Origin of the sequence: Clostridium sulfidigenes, assembly GCF_000732635.1 — a bacterium.
Taxonomy (GTDB): Bacteria; Bacillota; Clostridia; order Clostridiales; family Clostridiaceae; genus Clostridium_J; species Clostridium_J sulfidigenes.
Window position 1 is genome coordinate 104,035 of sequence record NZ_JPMD01000028.1, and the last position, 15,315, is coordinate 119,349.

The following is a 15,315-nucleotide window of genomic DNA, read 5'->3' on the forward strand; positions in this document are numbered from 1 at the left end:
TTATACATGAAATTATTTGTAATAATAATGATAAATATATTTAATCTTGAATATATATAGGAATATATTAAAAATTGATAAATAAGGAGTTATAATATGAAGAACATCTTTATGCCCTACTATATTAACGGTGATACTATTAGAGATATGTATAAAATTGCTATAAATCGATATGAAAACATTGAAATAAGTGGAAAAAGAGAAGAAACTACAATTCAAGCTACTCTACCATTGTCCGAACTAACTTGTGGAAAAATCATTCAAGGTTCAGCTACAGTGACTTTATCTAAAAGTACTCAAAGAAAATCAATAGATGAAATAGAGAATTCATCTATTAATCTATTTATAAATCTAGAAACTTTATTAAATCGAAACAATGCAATCAAATCTTTAAAAATATATAGTGACCTGAATACAATTTCTCCTGGAGATATTGTAGAATTACAGTGTACTATAGAAAAATCAGATAGCACTTTAGAACTTTTAAGAAATACACTAGAATTACTTGAGTTTCAACAAATAACTTCTGATATAGATAATACCTCTATGATTAATTGGATAAAAAGAAATATAAAATCTTTAACAGAAGATAAAGTATTAAAATATCCTGCCTCCCTTCCTTTTGATTCTAATTCTTTAGTCATTACTTCTGTTTGTAGTAAACATGCATCTATGGACATAGAGTGTTATATTGGTAGACCTTGCACAATTGTTGGTGAAATAGCAAGTTATGACTATCCCCAGTCAAATCATAATATTATTGATAGTAACCCTTTAGTATCTAAATTATTATGGGATTTTATTACATCTCATAGCAACTATAAAGACTTTGTTTCTCATTTAAACTATAATAATGAATTTCCTTCTGATAAGAAAGTGTTGGAAATTGTACCTTTTATAATTTATATGTAATAAATATCCTGTTTTAGTAATATTTGTAGATTATACTAATATTAATAATTATATCTATTAATATTAGGGGGATTTATATGGACAAGTATTTTAAACTTACTGAAAACGGAACTAACGTAAAGCGTGAAATTGTTGCTGGAATTACCACTTTTCTAACAATGGCTTACATTATTGCTGTAAATCCTAATTTCCTTAGTACAGCTATGGGTGATGGTACTGCTGGAGCACTTGTAACTGCTACATGTCTAGCTGCGGGACTTACTACTATACTCATGGGACTATATGCTAATGCACCTTTTGCACTGGCATCTGGTATGGGACTTAACGCCTTCTTCGCATTTACAGTATGCGGTGCCATGGGTGTTCCATGGCAAGTGGCACTTACTGCTGTTTTTGTAGAAGGTATAATTTTCATTATACTTTCTGTAACTAGAGTGCGTGAAGCTGTAGTTAATTGTATCCCACTTACAATGAAGTACGCTGTTACTGCTGGTATTGGACTTTTTATTGCTTTTATAGGTTTAACAGGTGCCGGTATTGTAGTGTCTAATGAAGCTACCCTTGTATCTCTAGGTTCTATGATAGCTCCTGGTGCTATAATCGCAGTTATTGGCATTCTTATTATAGCTATTTTGAACTCTAAAAATATCAAAGGAGCTATGCTTTGGTCCATTCTGATTTGTTCTATAATTGGTTGGATATATGCAGTTATAAATCCTGAAGGAGCTACCGCCGCTGGCATATATCTTCCAAATGGATTATTCAAATATGAATCTATCAAATCAATTGCCTTCAAGCTTGACTTCTCTGTATTCACTAATAGCTCAGCTATTCTTAATTTTATAACAATTTGTCTTACTTTCTTATTCGTAGACTTCTTTGATACTGTTGGTACATTAGTTGGAGTATGTTCTAAGGCTAATATGCTAGATAAAGATGGTAATGTGCCGATGGCAAAGAAAGCTCTACTTGTAGATGCTATAGGAACCACCTTTGGTTCTTTAGTTGGAGTTTCAACCGTTACTACTTATGTAGAAAGCGCAGCTGGAGTTAGTGAAGGTGGAAGAACTGGGTTAACAGCTGTTACTACAGGTATTCTATTCTTATTGGCAATGTTTCTATCTCCAATATTTATAGCTATACCAGGTTGTGCTACAGCTCCTTGCTTAATTTGGATTGGTTTTATGATGCTAGAAAGTGTTATGAAAATAGACTTTACCGATTTTACTCAAGGCTTCCCTGCATTCATTACTATAGCCTCAATGCCATTATGTTATAGTATCGGTGATGGTCTTACCCTTGGAATTCTTTCATATACATTAATAAACTTATTAAATAACATATTTGGTAAGAAAGAAACTAAAAAACCAATCTCAATAGTAATGTATATTCTATCCATCATATTTATACTAAAACTTATATTTATGTAATTTATGTTTTAGTTATCATTAATTTAAAAAGGTAATCACCGAAAATTTTTCAGTGATTACCTTTTGTTTATATCTATATATCCATAAGATTTCTTCTATAATTCATATATAATCTTCTTAGGATTCTCATATCTTCATCTACAATTAATTGTAACTCAGATAATTCCTTATAATTTTTATCATTAATTGCTTCTCTCATTTGAGTAAATAAGCTTCTACTTACATAATTATCTTTCATAAGTTTTTCTCTTAGCTTATTTATTTCACTCCATTTTTCAAGATCATACTCCATAAAATCATCGCCATTAGATCTTCTAATGTTTCTAATTTCATTAGAATAGTTTGGAAGAATTCTATGCTCTAACTCAGTAGTCCATCTTTCAAGTACAGCTTCCTTATATCCTTTAATTACTTTATTAGTTATTACTCCATCTTTAGTTAAAACATGTACTCTCGATTCATCATCAAAAGCTAATAAATTTTCATATACAGTACTTGGAGCCTTACCAAAATACTCTTCTCTTTCTTCCTCTGTATAGAATTCAAATACATCTTCTTCACTTCTATAACATCTGCCTTCCTCTAGGTAAGAAGTTTTTTCCCCTGGTTTTTTAGAAAGTTCTGCTAAAAGTTCTTCTCTACTTTTATTATTTGTAACTACATAGCTTATTCCATCTACCATAGATATTATAACTGAAGATAATACTAAATAAATATTTGTATTAGGATTTGGTGATCTCAACTCAAACCTAGTAGCCATTGGATTAATTGCATCTCTCACTAGTCCAACAAGAATAGTTCTATTTCTTGAAGGCACATCTTTAGTAAATCCTAAGGAAGTTACTATACATACTGGTGCTTCAAAGCCTGGTTTTAATCTTTGTAATGCATCATAATTTGAAGAAACAAAGGGGTTTATTACTTCATAATTCTTTAATACTCCCATTATTGCTCCATATCCTACTTCACTTAAAAAGTCTTTTTCAGCATAACTGTGGAACAAATTCATCATCTTACCATTTTTAAGCTTTAAAGTAACGCCTACATGTAAATGTTCTCCATTTCCTGCTACCTCTTCAATTGGTTTAGCTTGGAATGTGACTTCAAGACCATTTTTTCTAAAAGTTTCTTTTATTAAACCTCTTACCAAAAGTTCATTATCACAAGTTTGAAGGGCTGTAGAAAACTTCCAATCCACTTCTAATTGTTCCATTATGTGAGTTAGAACTCCAGACTCAGATAGTTTAGCTTTAACTCCCCCTACTTCTTTATGACCCATTTCTGGTTCTAGTCCATATTTAGCTAATAAATCTAAAGATTTTTCCAGTGCTGTTCTTACAGGACCCTTAGTTCTCTTCCAGTACTGCTCCTTTAATACTTGGGAAGTGGATAATTCTTCTATTTCAGCTAATTCATTTGGAGTATTTACCCAAAACTCTAATTCTGTAGCTGCTGTAATACTTACGTCCTCTATTTCATCATAGTTTATGTCAAAGTTAGTTAAAAATTGTGGATTTTCTTCAAATAACTTCATCATAGAAGCTCTAAAGTGATCTACAGAATTTTTTAGTATGTACCTAGAATCTACGGCAACATCTTCATGGTATAAGTGACATGGCATTCTAATAGTTCCTACTGGTTTATTTGTTTCTTCATCTATATAATCATAATTATAATCTACATACCAATTACAAGTTAAATCAACCTTCATATCTACCTTTGCATTATTAAGGGTAGCTATTCCCGGTAATATTACAGATGATCCATCAGTCTGGACAGCTGTACCATGTAAAAATGTCTCAATATCTTCTATGAAATTTTTAACAGGAATTTTTTCGTCTGTATCATTACCTAAAAAGTCAATACCAACTAGAGAAACAAATCTTATTTCCTTATGCTGCTGAAGTATTTTTAGTAACTCCTCTTTATTTTGTTTATTAGTAGGTATTACAAATAATAAACTCATATAATATAAGCCCCCTTTTATAATTGTGTTCAATATTTGCATTATAGCATAATATAAAAACATTGAATATAATTAATTTTGTTAACAATAAGTTAATATATATAGTTTTTTTTCGACCTTTTATTAAAAATATATTAATTTTTTACTTTTTGTTAATATATAATCCTTTACATCGCAAGTTAAACCTTTTCACTTTACGTAAAATATATAATTAACCCAGTATAAAATTTACCTAAATATTTTAATGTTTATAATATTTTTTTTCATTCAAATTATTCTTTCTATTAATTATACAATTTATATAAATTATAGAACTCTAAAATTACTCAGTATATTGACATAACTTTAATAGAATTATACTATTAATTTATTGGCTAAAGTTGACTAAATTTAGTAAATATATAGTTTATATTAGAAATTAAGGAGAATACATTTATGAAATTATTATTTTTCGATACTGAAACTACTAGTATAAAACCTGGTAATATATGTCAATTATCATATATTACTGTTGATACTAGCACAAAACCTCAAACAACAGTAGGTAAAAATTATTTCTTTACTGTAGAAGAAATGAGTGAAAGTGCTCAAGCTATACATGGCTTTTCTTTAGAAAAACTCTACGAACTGAGTAATGGAAAATATTTCGAAGATACTTATGAGGAATTTATAGATGATTTTATCAATAGTGATATAATTATTGGACACAATGTTCAATTTGATATTAAATTTTTAAAAAGCGAACTAGAATTTTTAGATATTCCTTTTAATCCTAAAGGTTCATTTTGTACTATGTCATATTATAAAGAAATATGTAAAGCTACTAATTCTAGAGGCTTATTAAAAAATCCTTCTCTTGGAGAAGTGATAAACTTTTTAAACCTTAAGGAAGATTTTCTTCAAAATAAATGTACTTCTCTATTTGGTGAGACATCTAGCTATCATGATGCAAGATTTGACACAACTTGTACTTATATGTTAGTAATTCAAGGAATAAAAACTGGATTAATTCCTCCAAAATTTTTTACTAATATGTTACAATTTAAGTAATACTGTGAAGTAAAACTTTTATTTTAGGAGTGATTTAAATGATAGCTATTAAAAATGTTACTATCCACACTATGGCGGAAGATGAAATTATTAAAAATGGTGTTATATTAATTGATAATGGCAAAATATGCAACCTTGGTTCAACCATAGCAATTCCTGAAAACATAGAAATTATCGATGGGAAAAATGGCTTTTTAATGCCAGGTATTATTGATGCTCATTGTCATATTGGAATGTGGGAAGATGGATTAGGATTTGAAGGTAGTGATGGAAATGAAACTACTGATCCAGTTACACCTCATCTTAGAGCTATAGATGCAATAAATCCTGTGGACAAATGTTTTCAAGAAGCATTAGACGCTGGTATTACAACTGTGGCAACTGGTCCTGGAAGTGCTAATGTAATAGGTGGAACCTTTGCAACTATGAAAACTTATGGAAAAACTATAGATGATATGGTTATTAATGAGTGTACTGCTATGAAATCTGCCTTTGGAGAAAACCCTAAGCGAGTTTATAGTGGTAAAAAAGTTACTCCAAGTACTAGAATGGCTACTGCAGCTATCCTTCGTGAAAATTTAATAAAAGCTAAAAATTATGTAGAAAAACAAGAAGCCTTTAAAAATGGTAGTGCTAAAGCTCCAGACTTTGACATGAAGTTAGAAGCCTTAGCAAAGGTCATTAGAAAGGAAATTCCATTGAAATCTCATGCTCATAGAGCTGATGATATTCTTACTGCTATTAGAATAGCTAGAGAATTTGATTTAGACCTTTCTTTAGAGCATTGTACTGAAGGACATTTAATAACCGAAAGCCTTAAAGATGAACATATAAAATCTATAATTATAGGTCCAAGCTTATCTGATAGAAGTAAAGTAGAACTGAAAAATTTAACATTTAAAACTCCTATGATTTTAAACAAAGCTGGAATAAAAGTTTCCATTATGACTGATCACCCTGTAATTCCACTTCAATATATATCTCTATGTGCTGCCCTTGCTGCTAGAGAAGGAATGGATGAAGAAGAGGCTTTAAGATCTATTACCATAAATCCAGCTCGTGCAATAAATGCAGATCATAGAGTTGGTAGTATTGAAATAGGAAAAGATGCAGACATTATAATATATAATGGACATCCTTTTGATCTTAGAAATACTGTTAAACTTGTAATGATTGATGGTAAAGTAGTTAAAAATCAACTTTAATTTAATTAATTATTAATTTATGTAAATAAGTAAAATATAACAGAATATTATTAGGGGCATTCCTTATTTAGAATATACCTAGTTACATTGATATGTAGCTAGGTATATTTTATTATTACATATTCTACCTTTTATCTTTACAATTCTACCATAACTTACATTTACAAATTTTAGGTTAATTTGTGGACTTTAGTTTTAAATTTTGTATAATACTAATTACAGCATGAAACAATCTTTTTATAGATAAAACATTATTCTTTAATCATTTTATATTGTATATATCAAATTCTATTTTATAAAAAAGTATATACAAATTTTAAGGAGGTAAGATTATTGATAGATAACATTAAAAAGAATTTAATCATTATTCCTTTAAGTATTTTAGTATTATCAATTGTAGCTTTAATTTTATTGAATATAGGTGCAGCTACAATCCCCTATAAAGCATATTCAGATTTTTTACTGGATTTAGAAAGTAATAATATATCTAAAGTATCCATGTCTCAAACACCTAAAATTACTGTTATAGATAAATTGGGAAATAAATATTCTACAGATAATCCTAATAGTAATACTCTTAAAGAAACTCTTTTAAAAGAAGGTATTACAGTTGAAAGTTCTTCTACTTTACCAACAAATCAACGTATAGCAGTTATATTCCTCAGCCTTTCTGCTGTAACTACTATATTTTTGGCTATAAAAAGGAATAGTTCTGGTGGAACAATGACTTCTATTACTGCAATTGATGGACAAAGTGTTTCTAAGGATAAATTTAGCTTTAATTCTGTAGCCGGCAATGATGAGGCTAAAGAAAGTTTAAAGGATATAGTAGATTTTCTTAAAAATCCAGAAAAATATGCTTCTTACGGCGCAAGAATGCCTAAAGGTGTAATTCTTTATGGAGATCCCGGAACTGGGAAAACTCTATTAGCAAAAGCTATAGCTGGTGAAGCTAATGTTCCTTTCTATGCTGTATCTGGTTCAGACTTTGTTCAGATGTATGTTGGAGTAGGTGCAAGTAGAATTAGAAATTTATTCAAGAAAGCTAAGACTCATGGTAAAGCTGTTATTTTTATTGATGAAATCGATGCTATAGGTAAAAAGCGTAGTTCTAATAAATCTGGTAATTCTGATGAAAAGGATCAAACCTTAAATGCTCTTCTAACTGAGATGTCGGGATTTAAAGAAAGTGAAGGTATTGTAGTTATAGCAGCTACTAATAGACTTGATATATTAGATGAAGCTCTTTTAAGACCTGGTAGATTCGATAGGCATATAGAGGTGTCTCTTCCAGATATTAATGCAAGAGAAAAAATATTAAATCTTCACTTTAAAAATAAACCAGTAAGTGATATGAACATAAGAGATATCGCACATAATACAGCCTATTTTTCTGGTGCTAAATTGGAAAATTTGGTAAACGAAGCTGCTATAATTGCATGCAAAGAAGATGCTCCATATATCACTGGTGAACATATGGATAAAGCCTTTTCAATAGTAGTAGCTGGTCATGAAAAATTAGATAAAGAATCTCTTAAAGAAGAAGATATGAAAATTACTGCTTATCATGAAGTTGGACATGCATTGATTTCCCACTTAAAAGTTCCAGAAGAAAAAATCTCTAAAATAACTATAATCCCTACTTCTAAGGGTGCAGGTGGATACACTTTAACTATAGGTGAAGATAACACCTACCATAATCTAGATTATTTAAAAAGAAAAATCATGGTTTTATTGGGTGGAAGAGCTGCGGAAGAAATTATCTTTGGTGAAGAAAAAATAACTACTGGAGCCTTCAATGATTTAAAGAAAACTACCAATATAGTTAATAATATGGTATGTGAATATGGTATGGGAAAATCTCTAGGTCTTTTAAGACTTTCAGAAATGCAAGGAATACCTACTGATTATTATACTACAGTAGTATTGGAAGAGTGTAAATCTGTACTGGATGAATTGTATGAAGAAGTTAAAAACACCTTAAATAATAATTTAGATTTATTAGTTAAGCTATCTGAAGAACTACTTTTAAAAGAAACTCTATATACTGATGACATTCTTAATGTAATATATGGTAAAACAAGCTAATCTATGTACAATATTCTTTGAAACCTAGGGGTAATTCCTTAGGTTTTTATTTTAATGCTAATTATTGGTATATCATTAGAATACTTGTACTTTTATATATAAAAAGGCATGAAACCATTTTAATTTTTTAGGTTTCATACCTTTTATATTTTATATAGGTAATATTACATGTTATATACCAGATAAGTTTTACCTGAAATTAAAACTTATCTAGTTATATATCCTTTAAAATGCTATTGTAGCTTAGATAGTTCTACTGCTAGTTTTGCTCCAACCTTAGCATTATTAAATACTAATTGAATGTTAGATTCTAAACTTGATCCACCTGTAATCTCTTTAACTTTAGAAAGTAAGAATGGTGTACTCTCTTTTCCTACTATTCCTTTCTCTTCCGCTTCCTTAACAGCTGTTTCTATAGCATTATTAATTGTATCATAATCCATCTCAAACTCTTCTGGTATTGGGTTTGCAACAACCATACCACCCTCTAAACCTAAATCCCATTTAGCCTTTAATGCTTTTGCAAGTATTTCTTCACTATCCACTTTATAGTCTACTTTAAATCCAGATTTTCTTGTGTAGAATGCCGGTAATTCTTCTGTTTGGAATCCTACTACAGGTACTCCCTTAGTTTCTAGGTATTCACGAGTTAACCCTATATCAAGAATAGATTTACATCCAGCACATACTACAGCTACGTCAGTCATAGCTAATTCTTCAAGGTCAGCTGATATATCCATAGTCTGTGCAGCACCTCTATGAACTCCTCCAATTCCACCTGTAGCAAATACCTTAATTCCAGCAAGTGCTGCAATAATCATTGTAGATGCAACTGTAGTAGCTCCATTTAGTTTATTAGCAACTATAAAAGGTATATCCCTTCTGCTAGTTTTTATTACTCCAGAAGTTTTTCCTAAAAATTCAACTTCTTCAGTTGTTAATCCAACTTTTAATTTCCCTTCAAGAATAGCTATAGTTGCTGGGATTGCTCCATTTTCTCTAATTATGCTTTCCACTTTTAATGCAGTTTCTACATTTTTAGGGTAAGGCATTCCATGAGATATTATAGTTGATTCTAAAGCAACTACTGGCTTTCCTTCCATTAATGCTGCTTTTACCTCTGGGTTTATATCTAAATATTTTTCTAACATTATTTAATCTCCTCCAATTTTTTATTTATATTTTCCAAAGACATATTTGGATTAATAGTATCTTTATGAGTAATTGCAAGTGAAGAACAAGCTGAAGCAACCTTCAAAGTATGTATTAAATCAAAATTATTCATACTTGAGTATACTAATCCAGCAACAAAAGCATCCCCTGCACCATTAGCATTAACAACTTTAACTTTGGGTGGAGTAAATAATCCTTTACTTATCCCATCATTATAATATACTCCTTCTTCACCTAGACTTATAAATACATTTTTTACACCTAAGTTTAAAAAGTAATCACTAACTTTTTCTACCTCATCCATAGTACTAATTTTCATTCCAGATAAAATCTCAGCTTCAATTTTATTAGGTTTTATTGTATGAAACTTATGAATGATGTCCTTTACCTTAACTGCCTTAGATGATGATACTGTATCTAAGAAAAATTTTGTATTTTTAAAGTTATTAACTACATACTCTATTACTTCCTTAGGAATATTAGTGTCTATAATACATATTCTAGAACTTTCAATTACTGATTTTTTAGTTTTAATAAATTCTATTGTCATCTTATCATAGATATCCATGGATGAAATTGCTACCTTCATATCTCCTGAATAATCAAGAACAGACATATATACAGATGTAGATTCTCCATCTAATTTAAGGCTATGTTCTAAATCTAAACCAATTTCTCTGCCTTCATCTATAATCTTACGACCATAAATATCATTACCAATAACAGAAATTAGTTTTGTAGAAACTTCTAATCTACACAAATTTTCACCTATATTCCTACCAACCCCACCTAAAGAAAATTTTATATTTCCAGGGTTAGAATCATTAAGTCTTAACTCATCATTAGAAAATCCTACTATATCTATATTAGTTCCTCCTATTATAGACACAAAATTTTCTTTACTCATTACATATCCTCTACCTGAGATGTATCCTTTTTTTATAAGGTTTCCTATATGTACTCCTACAGATGACCTAGTAATCTTAAGAATATCTGCTATTTCATTTTGAGATATTAAGGGGTTATCCTTTATAAGATTTAATATTTCTTCTTCTCTATTTGTCATCATTTTCTCCTCTTAATATTTGCTTATTTTATAAAGATTTGCTTACTTGATTTTAGCATACTATAAAAATTAATGCAATAATATTTTATCCAAAAATTTTAATGCAATAAATTTATATTTATTTTTTCTCACTATAATATTCCTTAGAATTTGTAATTTATTACGAGTATGGAATTATATTATCTAAATTTATGTAAGTAATACCTTAATATTAGACAATGTATGCATTATTTTCTATTTAATTTTTAATTTATCCCCTATAGTTTTAATTATTCTTAAATCATATAAACAATTCAATATATTGCACCATAAAGATTTTCGAGTTATAATAAAGTTTGTACTATAGGAGTCATTAATACAATGTCTTTATAATTTATACTATAGGAATGGAGGAATATTATGGGACTATTAACTTTTAAACGAGGCATTCATCCGCCTCACGGAAAACATTTTTCAGAAAAAAAAAGAAATTGAAACCTATCTTCCAAAGGGTGATTTAGTGTTCCCTATGAGCCAACATATAGGGGCTCCATGTGAACCTATTGTAAAAAAGGGAGATAAAGTTGTAGTTGGACAAAAAATTGGTGCAAGCACATCTTTTGTTTCATCTAATATCTATTCTAGTGTATCTGGAATAGTTAAAAATGTAACACCTATGCTTACGTCAAGTGGTTCAAAGGTTATGAGCGTTATTATTGAAAACGATAATATCTATGAAGAAATAGCCTATACACCACACGAAAATTATAAGAATTTATCTAAAAATGAGCTATTAGAGATAATTCAAGAAGCTGGTATTGTAGGTCTTGGAGGTGCATGCTTTCCAACTCATGTTAAGCTAAATCCACCAAAAGAATGCAATATTGATACTATTGTTATCAATGCAGCTGAATGCGAACCTTACTTAACTTGTGACCATCAGTTAATGCTACAATATTCTAATGAGATAGCTGAAGGTTTAGAGATCCTTTCTCAAATGTTTCCTGAAGTAAAAATCTTCTTAGGTATTGAGAACAACAAAAGTGATGCTATTACAATAATGAAAGCGGTTGTAGAACCTATTAAAAATGTTGAAATAGCAGAACTTAAAACTAAGTATCCACAAGGTGCAGAAAAACAGTTAATCTATTCTGTTACTAAAAGAGAAGTTCCAACTGGAAAACTACCTGCAGATGCTGGTTGCATAGTTCAAAACGTAGCTACTATTTTTGCTATTAGAGAAGCAGTTATTCTTGGTAAACCACTTACTGAAAGAATAGTTACTGTTACTGGAGGTGCAATAAAGACTCCAAAAAACCTAAGAGTTAAATTTGGTACAAGCTTGAGAGAACTTGTTGATTATTGTGATGGATTTAACGAAGAGCCTATTAAAGTTCTTAGCGGTGGTCCAATGATGGGAACTGCACTATTTACTTTAGACATTCCTGCAATAAAAGGTACTTCTGGCATACTTTGCTTAACAAAATCAGAAGCTGTGCCTACTGTTGAATCAAACTGTATCAGATGTGGAAAATGTGTTAATGCATGTCCAATGTTCTTGCTTCCAAATAAACTTAATGCTCAAGTTGTAAGAGGCGATTATGAGAACTTTGAAAAGTTTGGTGGACTTAACTGCATTGAATGTGGTGCTTGTAGCTATTCTTGCCCTGCTAAGAGAAATTTAACTCAAACTTGCAAAGAGGGTAAAAAAAGAGTTATAGCTAATAAAAAGAAAAAGTAGAGGTGAACATAATGTCTGGAAATTTATATAACGTATCAGTATCGCCACATATCAAATCTAAGGAAACAGTATCAACTGTAATGAGAGATGTACTAATCGCTTTAGTACCAGCTACTGTAGCAGGTATTTATTTCTTTGGGAAAGAAGCAGCCTTAGTTATGATAACAGCTATTGTTTCTGCAATGCTAAGCGAATACTTATTTAATAAAATAACTAAAAGACCAAATTCATTAAAAGATTTAAGTGCAGTTATTACTGGATTACTACTTGCTTTTAACTTGCCTCCTACACTTCCTCTTTGGATGGTTGCTGTTGGTAGTGCATTTGCTATCATTGTTGTTAAATGTTTTTTTGGCGGTCTTGGTCAAAATATTATGAACCCAGCCCTTGCTGGAAGAGCATTCTTGCTTGCTGCATATCCTAGTCAAATGACTGAATGGACTATAGATGGTGCAACTAAAGCTACTCCACTTGCTATACTTCGTAATGGTGGTGGATTACTTCCTGATACTCTAGATGCATTCCTTGGTACTAACTTAGCTGGATGTATCGGAGAAGTTTCTGCTTTCGCCCTACTTCTTGGTGGAGCTTATCTATTATATAGAAAAGTTATAACATGGCACATTCCTGCTACGTATATTGGTACAGTTTTTGTAATAACTACAGTATTAGGTAGAGATGGATTTATGCAGGGAAATGGAATATATGAAATATTCATAGGTGGATTAATGCTTGGTGCTATATTCATGGCTACTGATTATACTACATCTCCTATGACTAGAAAAGGTCAAATCATATTTGGTGTTGGTTGTGGTTTATTAACATCATTAATTCGTTTATACGGTGGTTATGCAGAAGGTGTTTCTTACTCAATCTTAATAATGAACTTATTAGTTCCAATGATTGATAAATGGACGAATCCACGTGTGTTCGGAGGTGCAAAATAATGAAAGAAAATTTAAAATTAGGAGGAATTCTGCTTGCAATTACTGCAATTGCTGGTCTAATCCTTGCCTTTGCTTATGATATTACTAGAGCACCAATTGAAGCTAAAGCTAAAGAGGACCAAGCTGCTGCTATGAAAGTTGTCTTAGAAGCAGAAGAATTTTCAGAATTAAAAGATGGTATTGCCGATGAAAACGTAACAGGTATTTTTCAAGCTAAGACTAGTGGAAGTGATGCTGGTTATGTATTTCAAGTTAACTCATCAGGCTATGGTGGGAAAATTGAATTAATGGTTGGTATCGATGCTGAAGGAGCTGTTTCTGGTATTACGATTTTAAGTCATACTGAAACTCCTGGACTTGGTTCTAAAGCAAAGGATGATCCTTCTTTCGCAGCACAATACAAAGGTCTTTCTTCTGAAAAGGAACTTACTGTCGGTTCAGATATTCAAGCAATTACTGGTGCAACAATTACTTCTAAAGCAGTAACTACTGGTGTAAACACTGCTATAAATTACTACAATACTAACTTGAAAGGAGCAAAGTAGAATGAAAGAATTAGTTAATAGATTAAAAACAGGTATTATTACCGAAAATCCAGTTTTCATACAAGTACTAGCTATGTGTCCTACTCTTGCTGTTACAAGTAGTGTAAAGAATGCGGCAGGTATGGCTCTTGCTGCAACAGTAGTATTAATAGGCTCAAATGCTGTTATCTCTTTGATTAGAAAACTCGTTCCTGATAAAATCAGAATACCAGCTTATATCGTAGTTATCGCTACCTTCGTTACTTTAATACAGTTCTTATTACAGGCTTATATTCCTGACTTATATAAATCTCTTGGAATATTCTTACCTCTTATAGTAGTTAACTGTGTTATCTTAGGTAGAGCTGAAGCATATGCATCAAAAAATAAAGTAATACCTTCAATTTTTGATGCTATTGGAATGGGACTTGGGTTTGGACTTGCTATAGTTGTATTAGCAACCTTTAGAGAAGTTCTTGGTAATGGAACATTCTACGGAATGCAATTCCTACCAAAATCATATGTTCCAGCTATGGTTATGACATCTGCTCCTGGAGCTTTCATAACTCTTGGTATACTTTTAGCATGCTTGAATCAATATAAGATTTCAAAAGCTAAAAAATCTGAAACTACAAAATAAGGAAGGTGAAATTTAATGAAAGAATTATTTACTATATTTATAGGAGCCCTTTTAGTTAACAACGTAATATTAGGGCAGTTTCTAGGTATATGTTCCTTCCTTGGAGTTTCTCAAAAGACAGAAACTGCTAAAGGTATGGGTGCAGCTGTTACCTTTGTAATGTTACTAGCTACTCTTATTACCTTCGTGGTAAATAAGTTAATTTTAGTTCCATTTAAAATGGAATATCTATCAACATTAGCTTTTATCCTTGTTATTGCAGCATTAGTACAATTTGTTGAGATTGTTATTAAGAAAATCCAACCTGGTCTTTATAGATCTCTAGGTATCTTCTTACCTCTTATCACAACTAACTGTGCAGTACTTGGTGTTGCTGTTACAAACATAGATAAACAGTATGGATTAGCTCAATCATTATCTAATACTATTGGGGCAGCTCTTGGATATGTACTAGCTATAGTAATACTTGCAGGTTTAAGAGAGAGAATGGAAGATAATACTGATATGCCTGCTGCTTTTAGAGGGTTACCAATTTCTCTAATAACTGCTGGATTAATGGCTATTGCTTTCTATGGATTCAGTGGTTTAGTTTAA

The 15,315-nt window shown here is 30.7% G+C and carries 12 protein-coding genes and 1 pseudogene; 10 read left to right on the top strand and 3 right to left on the bottom strand.

Translation table 11 applies throughout. The features are described from left to right. Window positions 1-96: 96 nt before the first annotated feature. Together IO99_RS11770 and IO99_RS11775 are read left to right on the top strand one after the other, a co-directional pair. Window positions 97-912: a hypothetical protein gene (locus IO99_RS11770; RefSeq protein ID WP_035133639.1), complete on the top strand. Its 816-nt coding sequence runs from the start codon at window positions 97-99 to the stop codon at window positions 910-912. A 77-nt stretch (window positions 913-989) separates the two neighbouring features. Beyond that, window positions 990-2,342, top strand: a complete 1,353-nt coding sequence (locus IO99_RS11775; protein WP_035133642.1) for an NCS2 family permease — start codon at window positions 990-992, stop codon at window positions 2,340-2,342. 73 nt (window positions 2,343-2,415) lie between these two features. Here IO99_RS11775 and IO99_RS11780 read toward each other — a convergent pair whose 3' ends face one another. Beyond that, the gene (locus tag IO99_RS11780) at window positions 2,416-4,308 is read right to left on the bottom strand and encodes a type I glutamate--ammonia ligase (RefSeq protein ID WP_035133645.1); all 1,893 of its coding nucleotides are present in this window, start codon (window positions 4,306-4,308) and stop codon (window positions 2,416-2,418) included. A gap of 435 nt (window positions 4,309-4,743) precedes the next feature. On the opposite strand from IO99_RS11780, the gene IO99_RS11785 reads away from it, so the two are divergent. From IO99_RS11785 to IO99_RS11795, 3 genes are all read left to right on the top strand, one after another. Beyond that, window positions 4,744-5,358 carry a 3'-5' exonuclease gene (locus tag IO99_RS11785; protein ID WP_035133647.1) on the top strand — a complete coding sequence of 205 codons (615 nt, stop codon included), beginning with the start codon at window positions 4,744-4,746 and terminating at the stop codon, window positions 5,356-5,358. Between the two features lie 38 nt (window positions 5,359-5,396). Further along, window positions 5,397-6,563: an amidohydrolase gene (locus tag IO99_RS11790; RefSeq protein ID WP_035133650.1), complete on the top strand. Its 1,167-nt coding sequence runs from the start codon at window positions 5,397-5,399 to the stop codon at window positions 6,561-6,563. A gap of 336 nt (window positions 6,564-6,899) precedes the next feature. Then, a complete protein-coding gene (locus tag IO99_RS11795; RefSeq protein ID WP_035133736.1) occupies window positions 6,900-8,651 on the top strand; it encodes an ATP-dependent metallopeptidase FtsH/Yme1/Tma family protein in 1,752 nt (583 codons plus the stop codon). A 233-nt stretch (window positions 8,652-8,884) separates the two neighbouring features. On the opposite strand, the gene IO99_RS11800 is transcribed toward IO99_RS11795, so the two are convergent. Together IO99_RS11800 and IO99_RS11805 are read right to left on the bottom strand one after the other, a co-directional pair. Further along, window positions 8,885-9,802, bottom strand: a complete 918-nt coding sequence (locus IO99_RS11800) for a pseudouridine-5'-phosphate glycosidase (RefSeq protein ID WP_035133652.1) — start codon at window positions 9,800-9,802, stop codon at window positions 8,885-8,887. Further along, complete coding sequence (locus tag IO99_RS11805; protein WP_035133655.1) at window positions 9,802-10,890, bottom strand: PfkB family carbohydrate kinase; 1,089 nt, start codon at window positions 10,888-10,890, stop codon at window positions 9,802-9,804. Before IO99_RS11805 ends, IO99_RS11800 begins: the two co-directional genes overlap by 1 nt. Window positions 10,891-11,289: 399 nt before the next feature. Here IO99_RS11805 and rsxC point away from each other — a divergent pair. From rsxC to IO99_RS11830, 5 genes and pseudogenes are all read left to right on the top strand, one after another. Next, a pseudogene (rsxC, locus tag IO99_RS11810) lies at window positions 11,290-12,610 on the top strand (electron transport complex subunit RsxC). 11 nt (window positions 12,611-12,621) lie between these two features. Further along, on the top strand, window positions 12,622-13,557 hold the full coding sequence (locus IO99_RS11815) for an RnfABCDGE type electron transport complex subunit D (protein WP_035133656.1): 936 nt from the start codon (window positions 12,622-12,624) through the stop codon (window positions 13,555-13,557). Further along, window positions 13,557-14,102 (top strand): RnfABCDGE type electron transport complex subunit G, encoded by a 546-nt coding sequence (locus IO99_RS11820; RefSeq protein ID WP_035133658.1) that lies wholly within the window; start codon window positions 13,557-13,559, stop codon window positions 14,100-14,102. The genes IO99_RS11815 and IO99_RS11820 overlap by 1 nt, the downstream gene beginning before the upstream one ends. A 1-nt stretch (window position 14,103) precedes the next feature. Beyond that, window positions 14,104-14,721 (top strand): electron transport complex subunit RsxE, encoded by a 618-nt coding sequence (gene rsxE, locus IO99_RS11825; protein WP_035133661.1) that lies wholly within the window; start codon window positions 14,104-14,106, stop codon window positions 14,719-14,721. A 15-nt stretch (window positions 14,722-14,736) separates the two neighbouring features. Beyond that, entirely contained in the window at window positions 14,737-15,315 is a 579-nt protein-coding gene (locus IO99_RS11830; protein WP_035133663.1) for an electron transport complex protein RnfA, read from the top strand.

Bases quoted from the DNA above. Each gene is read 5' to 3' on its own strand.
- IO99_RS11830 (WP_035133663.1), top strand. From the start codon at position 14,737: ATGAAAGAATTATTTACTATATTTATAGGAGCCCTTTTAGTTAACAAC.
- IO99_RS11815 (WP_035133656.1), top strand. From the start codon at position 12,622: ATGTCTGGAAATTTATATAACGTATCAGTATCGCCACATATCAAATCT.
- IO99_RS11785 (WP_035133647.1), top strand. From the start codon at position 4,744: ATGAAATTATTATTTTTCGATACTGAAACTACTAGTATAAAACCTGGT.
- IO99_RS11820 (WP_035133658.1), top strand. From the start codon at position 13,557: ATGAAAGAAAATTTAAAATTAGGAGGAATTCTGCTTGCAATTACTGCA.
- IO99_RS11780 (WP_035133645.1), bottom strand. From the start codon at position 4,308: ATGAGTTTATTATTTGTAATACCTACTAATAAACAAAATAAAGAGGAG.
- rsxE (WP_035133661.1), top strand. From the start codon at position 14,104: ATGAAAGAATTAGTTAATAGATTAAAAACAGGTATTATTACCGAAAAT.
- IO99_RS11805 (WP_035133655.1), bottom strand. From the start codon at position 10,890: ATGACAAATAGAGAAGAAGAAATATTAAATCTTATAAAGGATAACCCC.
- IO99_RS11790 (WP_035133650.1), top strand. From the start codon at position 5,397: ATGATAGCTATTAAAAATGTTACTATCCACACTATGGCGGAAGATGAA.
- IO99_RS11800 (WP_035133652.1), bottom strand. From the start codon at position 9,802: ATGTTAGAAAAATATTTAGATATAAACCCAGAGGTAAAAGCAGCATTA.
- IO99_RS11775 (WP_035133642.1), top strand. From the start codon at position 990: ATGGACAAGTATTTTAAACTTACTGAAAACGGAACTAACGTAAAGCGT.
- IO99_RS11770 (WP_035133639.1), top strand. From the start codon at position 97: ATGAAGAACATCTTTATGCCCTACTATATTAACGGTGATACTATTAGA.